At 50.5% G+C, this 16,960-nt stretch carries 19 protein-coding genes; 10 read left to right on the top strand and 9 right to left on the bottom strand.

Annotation, left to right across the window (positions count from 1 at the left end; all coding sequences use genetic code 11):
* Positions 1–153 precede the first annotated feature (153 nt).
* Entirely contained in the window at positions 154–507 is a 354-nt protein-coding gene (gene ychN, locus QUF14_RS07585) for a DsrE/F sulfur relay family protein YchN (RefSeq protein ID WP_001169659.1), read from the top strand.
* A 43-nt stretch (positions 508–550) separates the two neighbouring features.
* Here the strand turns inward: ychN and chaC are convergent, their stop codons facing one another.
* Positions 551–1,246, bottom strand: a complete 696-nt coding sequence (gene chaC, locus QUF14_RS07580; RefSeq protein ID WP_001295621.1) for a glutathione-specific gamma-glutamylcyclotransferase — start codon at positions 1,244–1,246, stop codon at positions 551–553.
* A gap of 156 nt (positions 1,247–1,402) precedes the next feature.
* A complete protein-coding gene (gene chaB / locus QUF14_RS07575; protein ID WP_001146444.1) occupies positions 1,403–1,633 on the bottom strand; it encodes a putative cation transport regulator ChaB in 231 nt (76 codons plus the stop codon).
* A 269-nt stretch (positions 1,634–1,902) separates the two neighbouring features.
* Between chaB and chaA the strand changes: the two genes are divergently transcribed.
* The 3 genes from chaA (at position 1,903) to QUF14_RS07560 (ending at position 4,051) form a co-directional block, all read left to right on the top strand.
* Positions 1,903–3,003, top strand: a complete 1,101-nt coding sequence (gene chaA / locus QUF14_RS07570; RefSeq protein WP_001306585.1) for a sodium-potassium/proton antiporter ChaA — start codon at positions 1,903–1,905, stop codon at positions 3,001–3,003.
* A 405-nt stretch (positions 3,004–3,408) separates the two neighbouring features.
* Complete coding sequence (locus tag QUF14_RS07565) at positions 3,409–3,516, top strand: type I toxin-antitoxin system toxin Ldr family protein (protein ID WP_000170956.1); 108 nt, start codon at positions 3,409–3,411, stop codon at positions 3,514–3,516.
* A gap of 427 nt (positions 3,517–3,943) precedes the next feature.
* Positions 3,944–4,051 (top strand): type I toxin-antitoxin system toxin Ldr family protein, encoded by a 108-nt coding sequence (locus QUF14_RS07560; RefSeq protein WP_100733948.1) that lies wholly within the window; start codon positions 3,944–3,946, stop codon positions 4,049–4,051.
* A 147-nt stretch (positions 4,052–4,198) separates the two neighbouring features.
* Here QUF14_RS07560 and kdsA read toward each other — a convergent pair whose 3' ends face one another.
* From kdsA to hemA, 6 genes are read right to left on the bottom strand one after another with little or no spacing between them, the layout of a single operon-like run.
* Complete coding sequence (gene kdsA, locus QUF14_RS07555; protein WP_000811065.1) at positions 4,199–5,053, bottom strand: 3-deoxy-8-phosphooctulonate synthase; 855 nt, start codon at positions 5,051–5,053, stop codon at positions 4,199–4,201.
* Positions 5,054–5,088: 35 nt separating this feature from the next.
* Positions 5,089–5,898, bottom strand: a complete 810-nt coding sequence (gene sirB1 / locus QUF14_RS07550) for an invasion regulator SirB1 (protein WP_001257058.1) — start codon at positions 5,896–5,898, stop codon at positions 5,089–5,091.
* 3 nt (positions 5,899–5,901) lie between these two features.
* On the bottom strand, positions 5,902–6,294 hold the full coding sequence (sirB2, locus tag QUF14_RS07545; RefSeq protein WP_000200378.1) for an invasion regulator SirB2: 393 nt from the start codon (positions 6,292–6,294) through the stop codon (positions 5,902–5,904).
* Positions 6,291–7,124 (bottom strand): peptide chain release factor N(5)-glutamine methyltransferase, encoded by an 834-nt coding sequence (prmC, locus tag QUF14_RS07540; RefSeq protein ID WP_000456456.1) that lies wholly within the window; start codon positions 7,122–7,124, stop codon positions 6,291–6,293. The genes sirB2 and prmC overlap by 4 nt, the downstream gene beginning before the upstream one ends.
* Positions 7,124–8,206, bottom strand: a complete 1,083-nt coding sequence (gene prfA, locus QUF14_RS07535; protein ID WP_000804726.1) for a peptide chain release factor 1 — start codon at positions 8,204–8,206, stop codon at positions 7,124–7,126. The genes prmC and prfA overlap by 1 nt, the downstream gene beginning before the upstream one ends.
* A 41-nt stretch (positions 8,207–8,247) precedes the next feature.
* Positions 8,248–9,504, bottom strand: coding sequence for a glutamyl-tRNA reductase (hemA, locus tag QUF14_RS07530; RefSeq protein ID WP_024211932.1), 1,257 nt, complete (start codon positions 9,502–9,504; stop codon positions 8,248–8,250).
* A gap of 213 nt (positions 9,505–9,717) precedes the next feature.
* On the opposite strand from hemA, the gene lolB reads away from it, so the two are divergent.
* From lolB to dauA, 4 genes are all read left to right on the top strand, one after another.
* The gene (gene lolB / locus QUF14_RS07525) at positions 9,718–10,341 is read left to right on the top strand and encodes a lipoprotein insertase outer membrane protein LolB (protein ID WP_001130692.1); all 624 of its coding nucleotides are present in this window, start codon (positions 9,718–9,720) and stop codon (positions 10,339–10,341) included.
* Entirely contained in the window at positions 10,341–11,192 is an 852-nt protein-coding gene (gene ispE / locus QUF14_RS07520; protein WP_001260318.1) for a 4-(cytidine 5'-diphospho)-2-C-methyl-D-erythritol kinase, read from the top strand. Before lolB ends, ispE begins: the two co-directional genes overlap by 1 nt.
* 150 nt (positions 11,193–11,342) lie before the next feature.
* On the top strand, positions 11,343–12,290 hold the full coding sequence (gene prs, locus QUF14_RS07515; RefSeq protein ID WP_001298109.1) for a ribose-phosphate diphosphokinase: 948 nt from the start codon (positions 11,343–11,345) through the stop codon (positions 12,288–12,290).
* Between the two features lie 124 nt (positions 12,291–12,414).
* On the top strand, positions 12,415–14,094 hold the full coding sequence (gene dauA, locus QUF14_RS07510) for a C4-dicarboxylic acid transporter DauA (protein WP_001033359.1): 1,680 nt from the start codon (positions 12,415–12,417) through the stop codon (positions 14,092–14,094).
* A 54-nt stretch (positions 14,095–14,148) separates the two neighbouring features.
* Here dauA and ychH read toward each other — a convergent pair whose 3' ends face one another.
* Positions 14,149–14,427 (bottom strand): stress-induced protein YchH, encoded by a 279-nt coding sequence (gene ychH, locus QUF14_RS07505; RefSeq protein WP_000823885.1) that lies wholly within the window; start codon positions 14,425–14,427, stop codon positions 14,149–14,151.
* A gap of 277 nt (positions 14,428–14,704) precedes the next feature.
* Between ychH and pth the strand changes: the two genes are divergently transcribed.
* On the top strand, positions 14,705–15,289 hold the full coding sequence (gene pth / locus QUF14_RS07500; RefSeq protein ID WP_000152937.1) for an aminoacyl-tRNA hydrolase: 585 nt from the start codon (positions 14,705–14,707) through the stop codon (positions 15,287–15,289).
* Positions 15,290–15,405: 116 nt separating this feature from the next.
* Positions 15,406–16,497, top strand: coding sequence for a redox-regulated ATPase YchF (ychF, locus tag QUF14_RS07495; RefSeq protein ID WP_000505866.1), 1,092 nt, complete (start codon positions 15,406–15,408; stop codon positions 16,495–16,497).
* Positions 16,498–16,960: the final 463 nt, after the last annotated feature.

The following is a 16,960-nucleotide window of genomic DNA, read 5'->3' as shown; positions in this document are numbered from 1 at the left end:
CCATAGCCTTAAAGAATAACGATTACTGGCAACTTTTGTCGTATTTTCTCGCGCTTTCAGGAAAATCCTTAAAAATGTGACCGATTGGTCAGACGCTGCAGAAGCAGTAAGATAGAAGATAAGTGTCTAATTCCCTGAATACAGGAGTAAATAATGCAAAAAATCGTGATCGTTGCCAATGGCGCACCTTACGGGAGCGAATCCTTGTTTAACAGCTTGCGGCTGGCCATTGCGTTACGAGAGCAGGAGAACAATCTGGATCTGCGTCTGTTCCTGATGTCTGATGCGGTCACAGCCGGGTTGCGCGGGCAAAAACCAGGGGAAGGCTACAACATTCAGCAAATGCTGGAGATCCTTACCGCTCAGAATGTACCGGTGAAATTGTGCAAAACCTGTACCGACGGGCGCGGGATTAGTACACTTCCTCTGATTGATGGGGTGGAAATCGGTACTCTTGTGGAACTGGCGCAATGGACGCTGTCAGCCGATAAAGTGCTCACATTTTAATGTTTGAGGGGGCGTCTGACGCCCCACTATGAGGGAAGTTTACTCAGGCGAATCCCGGCCGTAACACACCATCCGGATAATTCTCCGCCAGCAGTTTTTTTACCGATACCAGCAAATCATTCAGCCCATCGTCCTGCATTCCCAGTTTGATAAGCTCCTGTTCCAGTGAAAACAGGTATTGTGCGTTGGTTCCCAGTGGACCGCTCGCCGCCGCAATCAACGGCGCGATGACCTGAGCGCGAGTGTCAGATTCATATTCTGGATGTCGCGGGTCCATAATAAACACAATGGCGTTTACTGTGCGTCCATCATCAAGATCAAGCTGACACCAGGTTGGCAGATAACAGCCGGTAATCATCTCGCGCTTCCACAACAGGGTTAGTTCCTGCTCCAGCGTCTCTTCTGGCAGTCGATAGGCGACGCCTGTGGTGCGTCCGCCCTCTTTCAGTGCAAGCATCCGTCCCGGCTGGTGCGCAGTCCCGCGCCCGGCGGTCAGGCGCAGGCAAAACGCGCGATGCCATCCAACCAGTGTACCGGTGCACGACTCGGTAAACTCCAGTGCCGGATTCCACATCAACGATCCATAACCGAAGATCCACACCGGTCCCTCATCAGGTCGACAAGCCAGCGTCGCCGCCAGCGAAGCCGCCCGTTGCTCTGCTGACCATAAGAGTGATTCTTCAATGGCACCAAATGCCGTTTTACAATCGGCATTCATCAAGAAATCACGCGTTATCACCTTACACCTCCGCCACTGCATACTTCCCTGCGACAACTTTTTGGTGTCTTCCGGACATTTTACTGCTCATTTTGAAACCATTAACGGGACAATATGCAATCCACGGACCACTTGCAAGGCAACACCGCACGAATAGCTTTAACTAAGCTACCGGTTTTACGATTTTTTATGCCATTTATCATCATCCCCTTTGGCATATTCATGCTTCACAGCAGCCCAGGCCACTTTATGCGCGGTTTCTTCGCGACTGGCGTCATCACGCCGATCTTCTTTATCTTTATATTGATCCCATGCGCTGTTGAACGCTTCTTTATAGATATCCTGAGCATGAGACGGTAGCACGTGCTTTACGCTTTCCGGCAGATCGCTTTTCGTTTTATACGGCATCGTTGACTCCTTTTACAAAGTTGAACATTAAGTGTGGTCAACAATATCCACTCTTGCCAAAACATAAGAATTTTCATGTCAGACTCTTCTTAAGAAACGCTAAAACAAACATTGTCTAAACGCATTGCTTATTTTTATGGCCCGATGAGTAAAAAATCGACAGCGGGGTAAAATTTCGTAAAATGTTACCGATATCCAGACACTTTCTGTTATTTTTCCTACCTATTTTTTACATTTTCGATAAATTCATCTGCAAAGGGATAACCATAATGTCAAATGCTCAAGAGGCGGTAAAAACCCGCCACAAGGAGACTTCGCTTATTTTCCCGGTTCTGGCGCTGGTAGTGCTGTTCCTGTGGGGAAGCAGCCAGACACTACCAGTGGTCATTGCCATCAATCTTCTTGCTCTTATTGGTATTTTAAGTAGCGCCTTTAGTGTTGTCCGTCATGCGGACGTATTAGCCCATCGCCTGGGAGAACCTTACGGTTCGCTTATTCTTAGCCTTTCAGTGGTTATTCTTGAAGTCAGTTTGATTTCAGCTCTAATGGCAACTGGCGACGCCGCACCGACGCTAATGCGTGATACGCTCTATTCAATCATTATGATTGTTACCGGTGGACTGGTTGGCTTTTCATTATTGTTGGGCGGACGCAAGTTTGCCACCCAATATATGAATCTGTTTGGTATCAAGCAGTATTTAATTGCGCTGTTCCCCCTGGCGATAATCGTACTGGTATTTCCAATGGCTCTGCCTGTGGCGAATTTTTCAACCGGTCAGGCGTTACTGGTAGCATTAATTTCTGCAGCAATGTATGGCGTATTTTTGCTGATCCAGACCAAAACGCATCAAAGTTTATTTGTCTACGAGCACGAAGATGACAGTGATGATGACGACCCGCACCACGGTAAACCGTCTGCCCATAGCAGCCTGTGGCATGCTATCTGGTTGATTGTCCATCTGATTGCCGTTATTGCAGTCACCAAAATGAACGCCAGCCCGCTGGAGACATTGCTCGACAGCATGAATGCCCCTGTCGCCTTTACTGGCTTCCTGGTGGCTCTGTTGATTCTGTCGCCGGAAGGTTTAGGTGCGTTAAAAGCAGTGTTGAACAACCAGGTCCAGCGCGCGATGAATCTGTTCTTTGGTTCAGTGTTAGCAACCATTTCGCTTACCGTACCTGTCGTCACGCTAATTGCCTTTATGACGGGTAACGAATTGCAGTTTGCACTTGGTGCGCCAGAAATGGTGGTGATGGTGGCCTCTTTAGTGCTGTGCCATATCTCCTTCTCCACCGGACGTACTAACGTGCTCAATGGCGCAGCGCATCTGGCACTGTTTGCCGCCTATTTGATGACGATATTTGCCTGACAGTTATATCTCCTCCGATGACAGAAATCGGGGGAGATAATATAAATTCCTGCTTATTGTATTTCTTCATACTACCTGAACAGGTCGTTAATCAGAATTGCGAGCCTGTACCACAACCTGCACGAAACCACTGCAACAGCTGTTGAAAAGCCGGAATGTACTCTTTATTGCAAACATTTCAGGGATGAAGTGAAGATGAATTGAGACGTAATATCCACACCAAGCCGGCGTTATCCGGTGAGGCGCAATGTTGCGGGGGCTTTATCCCTGGTGGCATTGGTTGCTGGAAAGAGAAAACCCCCGCACGTTGAGAGGTAAAACCTGACAACAGAACGGGGGCTAATCTTGAACCATCAACAATTCAAGAATAGCCGCAAAATGTTGTCATTACAACAAGGCGGCTATATGACGCTCGCGCAGTTTGCCATGATTTTCTGGCACGACCTGGCGGCACCGATCCTGGCGGGGATTATTACCGCAGTGATTGTCAGCTGGTGGCGTAACCGGAAGTAAGGTGAAAACGGGCGTCAGGCTGCCGTGATGGCAATATGCGCCCGAAACCGGCCGCAGGGGTAACAGCCTGCGGCCCTTTTTGTCTTTATCTCTTCTGCAAGTAAATATTGGCAACCCGAGCTGGAAGCATCATCCAGAGCACTCATGAAACGACTGTAACAGCTGTTGAAAAACCGGAATGCACTCTTCATTGCAAACATTTCAGGGATGAAGTGAAGATGAATTGAGACGTAGTATCCACACCAAGCCGGAGTTATCCGGTGAGGCACAATGTTGCGGGGGCTCTATCCCTGGTGGCATTGGTTGCTGGAAAGAGAAAACCCCCGCACGTTGAGAGGTACAACCTGACAACAGAACGGGGGCTAATCTTGAAACCAGACACTTCAAGAATAGCCGCAAAATGTTGTCATTACAACAAGGCGGCTATATGAAGCTCGCGCAGTTTGCCATGACTTTCTGGCACGACCTGGCAGCACCGATCCTGGCGGGAATTATTACCGCAGCGATTGTCAGCTGGTGGCGTAACCGGAAGTAAGGTGAAAACGGGCGTCAGGCTGCCGTGATGGCAATATGCGCCCGAAACCGGCCGCAGGGGTAACAGCCTGCGGCCTTTTTTGTATCCGGCCCCATGAAAAAAGCCTTAACGCAGAACGCTAAGGCTTTAGTTTTCAGGCAAAAAAGATTACTTGCTGGTATCCAGTTCTTCGAAACCTTTCACCAGGTCATCAATCGCTTTCATCTGCTTGAGGAACGGTTCCAGTTTAGCCAGCGGCAGCGCGGATGGACCATCACATTTCGCATGTTCCGGATCCGGATGCGCTTCAATAAACAGCCCCGCCAGACCTACCGCCATACCGGCACGTGCCAGCTCAGCCACCTGAGCACGACGACCGCCGGAAGCTGCGCCAAACGGATCGCGGCATTGCAGTGCGTGGGTCACGTCGAAAATCACCGGTGAATTACCAGACACTTTCTTCATGATGCTGAAGCCCAGCATATCAACAACCAGGTTGTCATAGCCGAAGTTAGCACCGCGATCGCAAAGAATCACTTTTTCGTTGCCGCCTTCTTTGAATTTATCAACGATATTACCCATCTGTCCCGGGCTGACAAACTGCGGTTTCTTGACGTTAATTACCGCACCGGTTTTCGCCATGGCTTCAACCAGGTCAGTCTGGCGAGCAAGAAACGCCGGCAACTGAATCACATCCACAACATCAGCAACGGGCTGAGCCTGGCTTGGTTCGTGAACGTCGGTGATAATTTTCACGCCAAAAGTCTGCTTCAACTCCTGGAAGATTTTCATCCCTTCTTCCAGGCCCGGTCCACGATAAGAGTGGATGGAGGAGCGGTTGGCTTTGTCAAAAGAGGCTTTGAACACGTAAGGTATACCCAGTTTCTGGGTCACGGTTACGTAGTGCTCGCAAATGCGCATCGCCAGATCGCGAGATTCCAGCACGTTCATACCGCCAAACAGTACGAACGGCAGGTCATTTGCTACGTTGATGTCGCCAATGCTAACCACTTTTTGTTTCATAGGATCGCCTTAATCTTGAGTAAAATGTCGATTAATTAATGCAGCACAATATGTTTATGCGCGATGTTATTTATTTGCGCACGGATCATTTCGCTGATCGGGTCTTCCGGACACTGTTCAACGAAATAACTTAAATCGTTCAACGCAACGTGTTCGCAATCCAGTTGCGCATAAATCAACCCGCGATCGCGAATTTCATAGGGATCTTCCGGGTTGAATTGTAATAAAGCTTCGCTGGTGCGTAATGCCAGCTCCATCTGATTTTCTTCCATCAACGAGGCTTTGAGTGTGTCCAGCAATTTGCGGATTACCTCAATGTTATCAGCTTCATCAAGATCTTCATAAAACAGCTCCGCTGACGGGCTGATATTTCCCTTTAACCAAACGTCCAGCATATGTTCGCTTAACGATTCACCGTTAAAAGGATTAATCAGCCAAATTTCGCCATCCGGACATTCAATGCGCAATATCAGCTGCGTCGGGAAAATCACCGGCAGCAGCGGCAAATCGAGACGGTTCGCGACCCATAATAAAACCGCACCTAATGATACGGCACTGCCCTGTCGATTCTTTAACACCTGGTCCAGCCATAATGCATCGGAAAGACGATAAACGCCGCGTGAGGCTTTAAATCCCCAGTCGCCGTAAAACAGCGCGATCAGTTTTTCCAGCTGCTCTTCTAAAGGCAGAAGCTGGCTGATTTCTTCCTTCGCCAGAGTAACGAGACGCTCCAGTTCGTCGTAAACATCTTGCGAGGGAAAATCGCGGCGGATTGCTTCGCAAGCCAGGATCATGCCTTCGCACAATGGCGCTTTATTAAATTCGAAATCAGCTAACGATCTCATGACTTACCCCAGTAACGGTACTTTTGTGGTGGCGAGTTTAATGATGATGTACAGCACCACCAACGCCAGCGGGAAGGCAATAATGCGCGCCTGCTGACTGTGCATACGACGATAATCGAGTGCAATAAAACCCAAAACGATATAAATGATAACTCCAAACAGCTTTTCAGTCAGCCACTGTGCCTGCCCGGAAAATGGCAGGATGTGCGCTTTAGCCATCAACGCAATGCCGCTTAACAATAACACCGTATCGACAACCGGCGGCACGATGCGCGTCCAACGAGCAAATGCCTGTGGATGCTTCTGATAACGTAGCCAGAAACGTAAGGTTAATAGCCCTACAGAAAGCGCAATGCTAATGAGATGAACGCTAAGCAGTGTAGAAAAACTTGTCATTGATAATAGCGGCCGAGCGTTACGCGCTCGTTATCACCATAGTCCCGACAGGTTTCGACGTCATGATATCCCGCGTGGATAAATGCCTGTCGCACCGCTTCGCCCTGCTGCCAGCCATGTTCCAGAAGCAGAAAGCCGCCGGATACCAGCGCGTTACGCGACTGTTCGATGATATGCACGATGTCTGCCATTCCACTGTCTGCCGCAACCAGCGCAGTGAGCGGCTCAAAGCGGACATCGCCTTGTTGAAGATGTGGGTCCTGCTCGTCAATATACGGCGGATTACTGACAATCATCGCAAACTGCTGCCCGGCTAGCGCGCTAAACCAGTCGCTTTGCAGAATATGGATATTTTTGATCGCCAGATGCTGGGCATTACGTTGCGCCAGAGAGACAGCATCTGGCATACGATCTACAGCGGTAATTTCACAGTCCGGGCGCTCGCTAGCCAGCGCCAGCGCAATCGCCCCGGTACCCGTCCCGAGATCGAGAATACGGCAAGGCTGTTCAGGCAACCGCGCCAGTGCCTGCTCCACCAGACACTCCGTATCCGGGCGCGGAATTAAGGTCGCTGGCGAAACAAATAACGGCAGCGACCAGAATTCTCGCACCCCGGTTAAATGAGCAATAGGTTCACCATCGCGACGACGCGTCAGTAGCGCATCAAGTTGCTGACATTGTTCGTCAGTCAGCTGCGTTTCACCAAAGGCGAGAATAAAAGTACGCCCTTTGCCGGTAACATGCTCCAGCAGGATTTCAGCATCACGCCGCGGGCTTTCGCTCGCCTGAAGTTGGCTTATTGCTTCACGTAACCAGTGTTGATATTCCATTATTCCTGCTCGGACAACGCCGCCAGTTGGTCGGCCTGATGTTCCTGGATAATCGGTTCAATCAGCATATCCAGCTTACCTTCCATCACTTCATCCAGACGGTAGAGCGTCAGGTTGATGCGGTGATCGGTAACGCGCCCCTGCGGGAAATTGTAAGTACGGTTACGGTCGCTGCGATCGCCACTCCCCAGCAGGTTACGACGGGTAGACGCTTCGGCCTGTTGCCGTTTTGCCATTTCTGCAGCGTGGATGCGAGCACCAAGTACAGAAAGTGCTTTAGCTTTGTTTTTATGTTGTGAACGTTCGTCCTGACATTCAACAACAATCCCGGTCGGCAAGTGAGTAATACGAATTGCCGAATCGGTGGTGTTAACGTGCTGACCACCCGCCCCTGACGAGCGGAAAGTATCAATGCGCAAATCTGCTGGGTTGATGTCCGGCAGTTCTGCGTCAGGCAGTTCTGGCATTACCGCAACGGTACAAGCAGAAGTATGAATTCGACCCTGCGATTCCGTAGCAGGCACACGCTGCACGCGATGACCGCCAGATTCGAATTTCAAACGACCATATACACCATCACCGCTAATTTTGGCGATGATCTCTTTATAGCCACCATGTTCACCCTCGCTGGCGCTCATGATTTCTACACGCCAGCGGCGGGCTTCGGCGTAACGGCTGTACATACGGAACAGATCGCCAGCGAACAGTGCCGCTTCGTCGCCGCCGGTTCCGGCACGGACTTCGAGGAAGGCGTTACGTTCGTCATCAGGATCTTTTGGTAGTAACAGAACCTGTAATTGCTGTTCCAGTTGCTCGCTTTTTTCTTTAGCTTCGCGCAGTTCATCCTGCGCCATCTCACGCATTTCAGGATCGTCGAGCATCATCTGTGCGGTTTCGATATCTTCCTGAACCTGTTGCCAGTCGGTAAAACAGCGCGAAACATCACTTAACTGCGCATATTCGCGTGATAATGCGCGAAAACGTTCCTGGTCGGCGATAGTTTGCGCGTCACCCAGCAATGCCTGAACTTCTTCATGGCGTTCATGCAGGGCTTCCAGTTTGGCAACGATAGAAGGCTTCATAGGCGTAAATGCACCCTGTAAAAAAAGAAAATGATGTACTGCTACTCCAGCCCGAGGCTGTCGCGCAGAATATTCAGGCGTTCGTTATCCCCGTCACGGGCAGCCTGTTGAAGTGATTTCGTTGGCGCATGGATCAGGCGGTTAGTCAGTTTCCATGCCAGATCCTGCATAATGGCTTGCGCGTCGCCGCCCTGCTCAAGGGCTGCTAACGCTTTGGCGGTTAACTCATCGCGAACTTGCTCTGCCTGGCTGCGATACTCGCGAATGGTTTCGCTGGCACTTTGTGCACGCAGCCACGCCATAAATTCGCTGGTTTCCTGGGCGACAATAGTTTCCGCCTCAATTGCTGCGGCTTTACGCTGCGCCAGGTTATGCGAAATGATGCTTTGCAGATCGTCAACGCTATAAAGATAAGCATTCGCCAGTTTACCTACTTCCGGCTCAACATCGCGTGGAACGGCAATATCCACCAGCAGCATCGGTTGGTTGCGACGACTTTTTAATGCGCGCTCCACCATGCCTTTTCCGATAATCGGTAACGGGCTGGCGGTGGAACTGATGATGATATCGGCTTCGCGCAGACGTTCGTCAATATCGCTCAAGGCAATCACTTCTGCGCCGACTTCATCTGCCAGAATTTGGGCGCGTTCGCGAGTACGGTTGGCGATAATCATCTTCTGTACTTTGTGTTCACGTAGATGACGCGCCACCAGCTCGATGGTTTCGCCCGCACCCACCAGCAGTACCGTCACCGTAGAGAGCGATTCAAAGATCTGACGCGCCAGCGTACAAGCCGCAAAAGCGACAGACACAGCGCTGGCACCGATATCGGTTTCAGTACGAACGCGTTTTGCGACTGAGAAAGATTTCTGGAACATGCGTTCCAGTTCGCTGGCCTTCATATGGCCTTTTTGCGAATCGGCAAACGCCTTTTTAACCTGACCGAGGATCTGCGGTTCCCCCAGAACCAGTGAATCCAGGCCGCTGGCAACACGCATTAAATGGCTAACTGCATCGTTATCCTGATGCCAGTAGAGGCTTTTACGCAGATCGTCTTCATTGAGATTATGGTAATCGCAAAGCCAACGAATTAACGCCTCTTGCAGGTTATCCTGCTCTTCAACGCTAAGATAAAGTTCTGTGCGGTTACACGTCGACAGTACCACGCCGCCCTGCACCATCGGCTGCGCAAGCAGGCTGTCAAGCGCCTGATCGAGCTTATCCGGCGAAAACGATACACGTTCTCGCAGCGATACAGGAGCCGTTTTATGGTTGATACCGAGTGCTAAAAGGGTCATGTCTGCGGGAAATAATACCAACGTTGATAGGGTTAGTCTGCTCGCATCATACAGGATGCGCGAGATCAATAAAAGAGAGAGCCCCCTTTTGGAGTAATTGCCGAAAGCCGTTAGATTCTGGCAATTAAGACAACTTGAACATAGACGATAGCGGACGGTAACGCTAGCATTAAGGGTTATAACTGCAACGTATCTCAAGGACTTGTCATCATTATGCCCCTGCCCGATTTTCGTCTTATCCGTCTGCTACCACTGGCTGCTCTCGTGCTTACTGCCTGTTCCGTTACCACGCCGAAAGGTCCTGGCAAAAGCCCGGATTCGCCACAATGGCGTCAGCATCAGCAAGACGTGCGTAATCTTAATCAGTATCAGACTCGCGGCGCGTTCGCTTATATTTCTGATCAACAAAAAGTCTACGCCCGCTTTTTCTGGCAACAAACCGGCCAGGATCGCTATCGTCTGCTACTGACTAACCCATTGGGCAGCACCGAACTGGAGCTGAATGCTCAGCCGGGTAACGTGCAGTTAGTCGACAATAAAGGGCAGCGTTACACCGCCGATGACGCCGAAGAGATGATTGGCAAATTGACCGGAATGCCGATTCCGCTCAACAGTTTGCGTCAGTGGATTTTAGGTTTACCGGGTGATGCAACCGACTACAAACTGGACGATCAATATCGCCTCAGCGAAATCACCTACAGCCAAAACGGCAAAAACTGGAAAGTTGTTTACGGTGGTTATGACACCAAAACGCAACCTGCGATGCCAGCCAATATGGAACTCACCGATGGTGGTCAGCGCATCAAGTTAAAAATGGATAACTGGATAGTGAAATAATGCGGACACAGTGGCCCTCTCCGGCAAAACTTAATCTGTTTTTATACATTACCGGTCAGCGTGCGGACGGTTACCACACGCTGCAAACGCTGTTTCAGTTCCTGGATTACGGCGACACCATCAGCATTGAGCTTCGTGACGATGGGGATATTCGTCTGTTAACACCCGTTGAAGGCGTGGAACATGAAGATAACCTGATCGTTCGCGCAGCACGGTTGCTGATGAAAACAGCAGCCGCCAGCGGGCGTCTTCCTACGGGAAGCGGTGCAGAAATCAGTATTGACAAGCTTTTGCCGATGGGCGGCGGTCTGGGTGGTGGTTCATCCAATGCCGCGACGGTGCTGGTGGCATTAAACCATCTCTGGCAATGCGGGCTAAGCATTGATGAGCTGGCGGAAATGGGGCTGACGCTGGGCGCAGATGTTCCTGTCTTTGTTCGGGGTCATGCCGCGTTTGCTGAAGGCGTTGGTGAAATACTAACGCCGGTGGATCCGCCAGAGAAGTGGTACTTGGTGGCGCACCCTGGTGTAAGTATTCCGACACCGGTGATTTTTAAAGATCCTGAACTCCCGCGCAATACGCCAAAAAGGTCAATAGAAACGTTGCTAAAATGTGAATTCAGCAATGATTGCGAGGTTATCGCAAGAAAACGTTTTCGCGAGGTTGATGCGGTGCTTTCCTGGCTGTTAGAATACGCCCCGTCGCGCCTGACTGGGACAGGGGCCTGTGTCTTTGCTGAATTTGATACAGAGTCTGAAGCCCGCCAGGTGCTAGAGCAAGCCCCGGAATGGCTCAATGGCTTTGTGGCGAAAGGCGTTAATCTTTCCCCATTGCACAGAGCCATGCTTTAAGCCGGGCAAGCTGAGTTTCGGTGACAACGTCACCTTGTTCCAGACGTTGCATCGCGCTCTTTAATACACCGCCTGGAAAGAATCATGCCTGGCCCGCACAGTTTTCGGCAGATTCTTTCCACCAATGGACGCATGCCTGAGGTTCTTCTCGTGCCTGATATGAAGCTTTTTGCTGGTAACGCCACCCCGGAACTAGCACAACGTATTGCCAACCGCCTGTACACTTCACTCGGCGACGCCGCTGTAGGTCGCTTTAGCGACGGCGAAGTCAGCGTACAAATTAACGAAAATGTACGCGGTGGTGATATTTTCATCATCCAGTCCACTTGTGCCCCTACTAACGACAACCTGATGGAATTAGTCGTTATGGTTGATGCCCTGCGTCGTGCTTCCGCAGGTCGTATCACCGCTGTTATCCCCTACTTTGGCTATGCGCGCCAGGACCGTCGCGTCCGTTCCGCTCGTGTACCAATCACTGCGAAAGTGGTTGCAGACTTCCTCTCCAGCGTCGGTGTTGACCGTGTGCTGACAGTGGATCTGCACGCTGAACAGATTCAGGGTTTCTTCGACGTTCCGGTTGATAACGTATTTGGTAGCCCGATCCTGCTGGAAGACATGCTGCAGCTGAATCTGGATAACCCGATTGTGGTTTCTCCGGATATCGGCGGCGTTGTGCGTGCCCGCGCTATCGCTAAGCTGCTGAACGATACCGATATGGCAATCATCGACAAACGTCGTCCGCGTGCGAACGTTTCCCAGGTGATGCATATCATCGGTGACGTTGCAGGTCGTGACTGCGTACTGGTCGATGATATGATCGACACTGGCGGTACGCTGTGTAAAGCTGCAGAAGCGCTGAAAGAACGTGGTGCTAAACGTGTATTTGCGTACGCGACTCACCCGATCTTCTCCGGCAACGCGGCGAACAACCTGCGTAACTCTGTAATTGATGAAGTCGTTGTCTGCGATACCATTCCGCTGAGCGATGAAATCAAATCACTGCCGAACGTGCGTACTCTGACCCTGTCAGGTATGCTGGCCGAAGCGATTCGTCGTATCAGCAACGAAGAATCGATCTCTGCCATGTTCGAACACTAATCGAACCCGGCTCAAAGACCCGCTGCGGCGGGTTTTTTTGTCTGTAATATCCATTTGTATGACCTATGCCTCCTTCACCTGCCATTTAGTTGACAGATGATGCGCTCACGGATGAAACATTATTGTGAACAAAATATTTTCCTCACATGTGATGCCTTTCCGCGCTCTGATCGACGCTTGCTGGAAAGAAAAATATACTGCCGCACGGTTTACCCGTGACCTGATTGCCGGGATAACCGTCGGGATTATTGCTATCCCGCTGGCAATGGCGTTGGCTATTGGTAGTGGTGTGGCACCCCAGTACGGTTTATATACCGCAGCTGTTGCGGGGATTGTCATTGCTCTGACGGGTGGGTCACGCTTTAGCGTTTCCGGTCCGACTGCGGCATTTGTGGTAATTCTCTATCCCGTTTCGCAACAGTTTGGACTGGCAGGACTGCTGGTCGCGACCTTGCTGTCGGGGATCTTTTTGATTCTGATGGGGCTGGCACGCTTTGGTCGCCTGATTGAGTATATTCCGGTTTCCGTCACCTTAGGTTTCACCTCGGGTATCGGGATCACCATCGGTACCATGCAGATTAAAGATTTTCTCGGTCTGCAAATGGCCCATGTCCCGGAGCATTATCTACAAAAAGTCGGCGCATTATTTATGGCGTTGCCGACCATTAATGTGGGTGATGCTGCCATTGGCATTGTGACGCTTGGCATTCTGGTTTTCTGGCCACGTCTGGGCATTCGTTTACCCGGTCACCTTCCGGCCTTGCTGGCTGGTTGCGCGGTGATGGGGATTGTTAACCTGCTCGGCGGACATGTTGCTACCATCGGTTCGCAATTCCACTACGTCCTGGCCGATGGTACTCAGGGTAACGGTATTCCGCAACTGCTGCCACAGCTGGTACTGCCGTGGGACCTGCCTAATTCAGAATTCACGCTAACCTGGGATTCTATTCGCACACTGCTGCCTGCGGCATTCTCAATGGCAATGCTCGGCGCAATCGAATCACTGCTCTGCGCCGTGGTACTGGATGGTATGACAGGAACGAAACACAAAGCGAACAGTGAACTGGTTGGTCAGGGACTGGGGAATATCATCGCCCCATTCTTTGGTGGTATTACCGCTACAGCTGCCATCGCGCGTTCTGCCGCTAACGTCCGTGCCGGGGCAACTTCCCCTATCTCGGCGGTGATTCACTCTATTCTGGTTATTCTTGCCCTGCTGGTACTGGCACCGCTGCTCTCCTGGCTACCACTTTCCGCTATGGCTGCCCTGCTGTTGATGGTGGCGTGGAACATGAGTGAAGCGCATAAAGTGGTCGATTTGCTTCGTCATGCGCCAAAAGATGACATCATCGTCATGCTACTGTGTATGTCATTGACTGTGCTGTTTGATATGGTTATTGCCATCAGTGTGGGGATCGTGTTGGCATCGCTACTGTTTATGCGTCGTATCGCGCGTATGACTCGCCTGGCCCCAGTAGTCGTAGACGTTCCAGACGATGTCCTGGTTCTGCGCGTTATTGGCCCGCTGTTCTTTGCTGCGGCTGAAGGCCTGTTCACGGACCTCGAGTCACGCCTCGAAGGCAAGCGGATTGTCATTCTGAAGTGGGATGCCGTTCCGGTGCTTGATGCTGGTGGCCTTGATGCGTTCCAGCGTTTTGTGAAGCGTCTGCCCGAAGGATGTGAACTCCGCGTGTGTAACGTGGAATTCCAGCCACTGCGCACTATGGCTCGCGCAGGCATTCAACCGATCCCGGGCCGCCTTGCTTTCTTCCCGAATCGTCGCGCGGCGATGGCGGATTTATAAGTACGAAATTGACCAGTCAGCGCAAACTGACTGGTCAGCAAACTGCATTATTTGTTAGCTATGACGGCGATTATCGCTACGGCGGCAACGTTTGTCATAGTGGCGAACCCACCAGTAACGGTCGCACACCTGTTCATGCCCGCCAACACGGGCACCCGCCAGCCAGAGAATGGCACCGACGAAAATACTTAGCACTGCACCATGTGCGAAATACTGGGGCATATTAAACTGTGGTAACTGGTTGAGGATTGAATACCCCACACCAACTACCATCACCACCAGACCCAACCCCATGAGCACGTTACCGAGTAACGAAGCGTTTTTGCGTTTCATATGTCACCTCCGGAACCTTCTGGGTTGTAACAGGGAATACCCCTCTTCCTTATGTGTAAAGTATAGACAACACCCTGTGGGTTATGTGCGGGTGTGATCACAATTACAACCCTTATTTCAACAAAACTTTACAAATAAACGCCTGAACACCTTGACTTTCTAATAGTCCACTTAGGCAATTATTGCGTTATCTGCATTTGATACGCAGTTTTTTGTCAAGCGGGGCCGCAACCAGTAAACTACGCGCCAGTTATGTACACACTCAGGACAAAAAAACGTGACGATTAAATTGATTGTCGGCCTGGCGAACCCCGGCGCTGAATACGCCGCAACGCGACATAATGCTGGTGCCTGGTTCGTTGACTTACTGGCAGAGCGTTTGCGCGCTCCGCTGCGCGAAGAGGCTAAATTCTTTGGTTATACTTCGCGAGTCACCCTTGGAGGCGAAGATGTCCGCCTGTTAGTCCCGACTACATTTATGAATCTCAGCGGCAAAGCCGTTGCGGCGATGGCCAGTTTTTTCCGCATTAATCCGGACGAGATTCTGGTGGCCCACGACGAACTGGATCTGCCTCCTGGCGTCGCCAAATTTAAGTTGGGCGGTGGCCATGGTGGTCACAATGGACTGAAAGACATCATCAGTAAATTGGGTAATAACCCTAACTTTCACCGTTTACGCATCGGAATTGGTCATCCGGGCGATAAAAATAAAGTTGTCGGTTTTGTGTTAGGCAAACCGCCTGTTAGTGAACAGAAGTTAATTGATGAAGCCATCGACGAAGCGGCACGTTGTACTGAAATGTGGTTTACAGAGGGCTTGACCAAAGCAACGAACCGATTGCACGCCTTTAAAGCGCAATAAGTCGTTGTCTGCGGCATTTTTGCCGAGTGCCGTGTATAATAGGCAAAGTTATTTCCATTTCTGCAATCTGTTAGCAATAACAGGTTGATTATTAAGATATTAAGGTGATTTAAATCATGGGATTCAAATGCGGTATCGTCGGTTTGCCCAACGTCGGGAAATCTACCCTGTTCAACGCGCTGACCAAAGCCGGTATTGAAGCGGCCAACTTTCCATTCTGCACCATCGAGCCGAACACAGGCGTCGTACCAATGCCTGACCCTCGCCTGGATCAACTGGCTGAAATCGTAAAACCGCAGCGTACGCTTCCCACGACCATGGAATTTGTCGATATCGCCGGTCTGGTAAAAGGCGCATCGAAAGGCGAAGGTCTGGGTAACCAGTTCCTGACCAACATCCGTGAAACCGAAGCGATCGGTCACGTTGTTCGCTGCTTTGAAAACGACAACATCATTCACGTTTCCGGCAAAGTTAACCCGGCGGATGATATTGAAGTTATCAACACAGAACTGGCGCTGGCAGACCTCGACACCTGCGAACGTGCGATTCATCGCGTACAGAAGAAAGCCAAAGGCGGCGATAAAGACGCGAAAGCCGAGCTGGCGGTACTGGAAAAATGCCTGCCACAGCTGGAAAACGCAGGTATGCTGCGCGCGCTGGATTTAAGCGCTGAAGAGAAAGCGGCTATTCGTTACCTGAGCTTCCTGACGCTGAAACCAACAATGTACATCGCCAACGTCAACGAAGACGGTTTTGAAAACAACCCGTATCTTGACCAGGTGCGTGAAATCGCGGCGAAAGAAGGTTCTGTTGTGGTTCCGGTTTGTGCTGCTGTTGAAGCAGACATTGCCGAACTGGACGACGAAGAACGTGACGAGTTTATGCAGGAGCTTGGGCTGGAAGAGCCGGGCCTGAACCGCGTGATCCGTGCCGGTTATAAGCTGCTGAACCTGCAAACTTACTTCACCGCTGGGGTGAAAGAAGTGCGTGCATGGACCATTCCGGTTGGTGCAACCGCGCCGCAGGCCGCTGGCAAAATCCATACTGATTTTGAAAAAGGCTTTATCCGCGCACAAACTATTTCGTTCGAAGATTTCATCACTTACAAAGGTGAACAAGGCGCGAAAGAAGCAGGCAAAATGCGTGCAGAAGGTAAAGATTACATCGTTAAAGATGGCGATGTAATGAACTTCCTGTTCAATGTCTAATTAATTTGTTGTCTCATGAGGTTTCGCTAAATCTCATGAAGAGCGCAAAAGTATATAAAATCCACGCAATTGCGTGGATTTTTCATTTCACCGAGTCCTAACCATTCTTATAACATCCTACACTTTTGTGCTTATTGCCTATAGTGAACCACGAGAATAATTAAAGACATAAGTGTTCAGATGAGGGATATCTCATTAGCAATGAGATCACGTAAGTTTGTGTTCCACTGCACATCAGACACCTTTTACAGCTGATCAATATTGATCACGTTCCAATATGCTGGCGAGAAAAGGACTTGCCTGAAGGGCAATATCCAGCAGATAAAGGCCCCGAATAACGTGATTACGTGCGATCCTGGCAAGATGAAAATGATAACCAGTATCACGATAATAACGATATGCCAGAAAATCCATTGATCAAAAATGAATATCGATGTTTTTTGCTTTTTCTTATTAGTAATGC

This window comes from Escherichia sp. HH091_1A (assembly GCF_030295175.1).
GTDB classification, from domain to species: Bacteria; Pseudomonadota; Gammaproteobacteria; order Enterobacterales; family Enterobacteriaceae; genus Escherichia; species Escherichia coli_F.
The sequence above is the reverse complement of the archived record's forward strand: the minus strand, read 5'-3'. Positions and strand labels throughout refer to the sequence as shown.

Coding starts and splice junctions, on each gene's coding strand:
- ychH (WP_000823885.1), bottom strand. CDS start 14,427: ATGAAACGCAAAAACGCTTCGTTACTCGGTAACGTGCTCATGGGGTTG.
- sirB1 (WP_001257058.1), bottom strand. CDS start 5,898: ATGAGATCGTTAGCTGATTTCGAATTTAATAAAGCGCCATTGTGCGAA.
- chaB (WP_001146444.1), bottom strand. CDS start 1,633: ATGCCGTATAAAACGAAAAGCGATCTGCCGGAAAGCGTAAAGCACGTG.
- ychF (WP_000505866.1), top strand. CDS start 15,406: ATGGGATTCAAATGCGGTATCGTCGGTTTGCCCAACGTCGGGAAATCT.
- ychN (WP_001169659.1), top strand. CDS start 154: ATGCAAAAAATCGTGATCGTTGCCAATGGCGCACCTTACGGGAGCGAA.
- prmC (WP_000456456.1), bottom strand. CDS start 7,124: ATGGAATATCAACACTGGTTACGTGAAGCAATAAGCCAACTTCAGGCG.
- QUF14_RS07560 (WP_100733948.1), top strand. CDS start 3,944: ATGAAGCTCGCGCAGTTTGCCATGACTTTCTGGCACGACCTGGCAGCA.
- hemA (WP_024211932.1), bottom strand. CDS start 9,504: ATGACCCTTTTAGCACTCGGTATCAACCATAAAACGGCTCCTGTATCG.
- chaA (WP_001306585.1), top strand. CDS start 1,903: ATGTCAAATGCTCAAGAGGCGGTAAAAACCCGCCACAAGGAGACTTCG.
- lolB (WP_001130692.1), top strand. CDS start 9,718: ATGCCCCTGCCCGATTTTCGTCTTATCCGTCTGCTACCACTGGCTGCT.
- prfA (WP_000804726.1), bottom strand. CDS start 8,206: ATGAAGCCTTCTATCGTTGCCAAACTGGAAGCCCTGCATGAACGCCAT.
- QUF14_RS07565 (WP_000170956.1), top strand. CDS start 3,409: ATGACGCTCGCGCAGTTTGCCATGATTTTCTGGCACGACCTGGCGGCA.
- sirB2 (WP_000200378.1), bottom strand. CDS start 6,294: ATGACAAGTTTTTCTACACTGCTTAGCGTTCATCTCATTAGCATTGCG.
- ispE (WP_001260318.1), top strand. CDS start 10,341: ATGCGGACACAGTGGCCCTCTCCGGCAAAACTTAATCTGTTTTTATAC.
- kdsA (WP_000811065.1), bottom strand. CDS start 5,053: ATGAAACAAAAAGTGGTTAGCATTGGCGACATCAACGTAGCAAATGAC.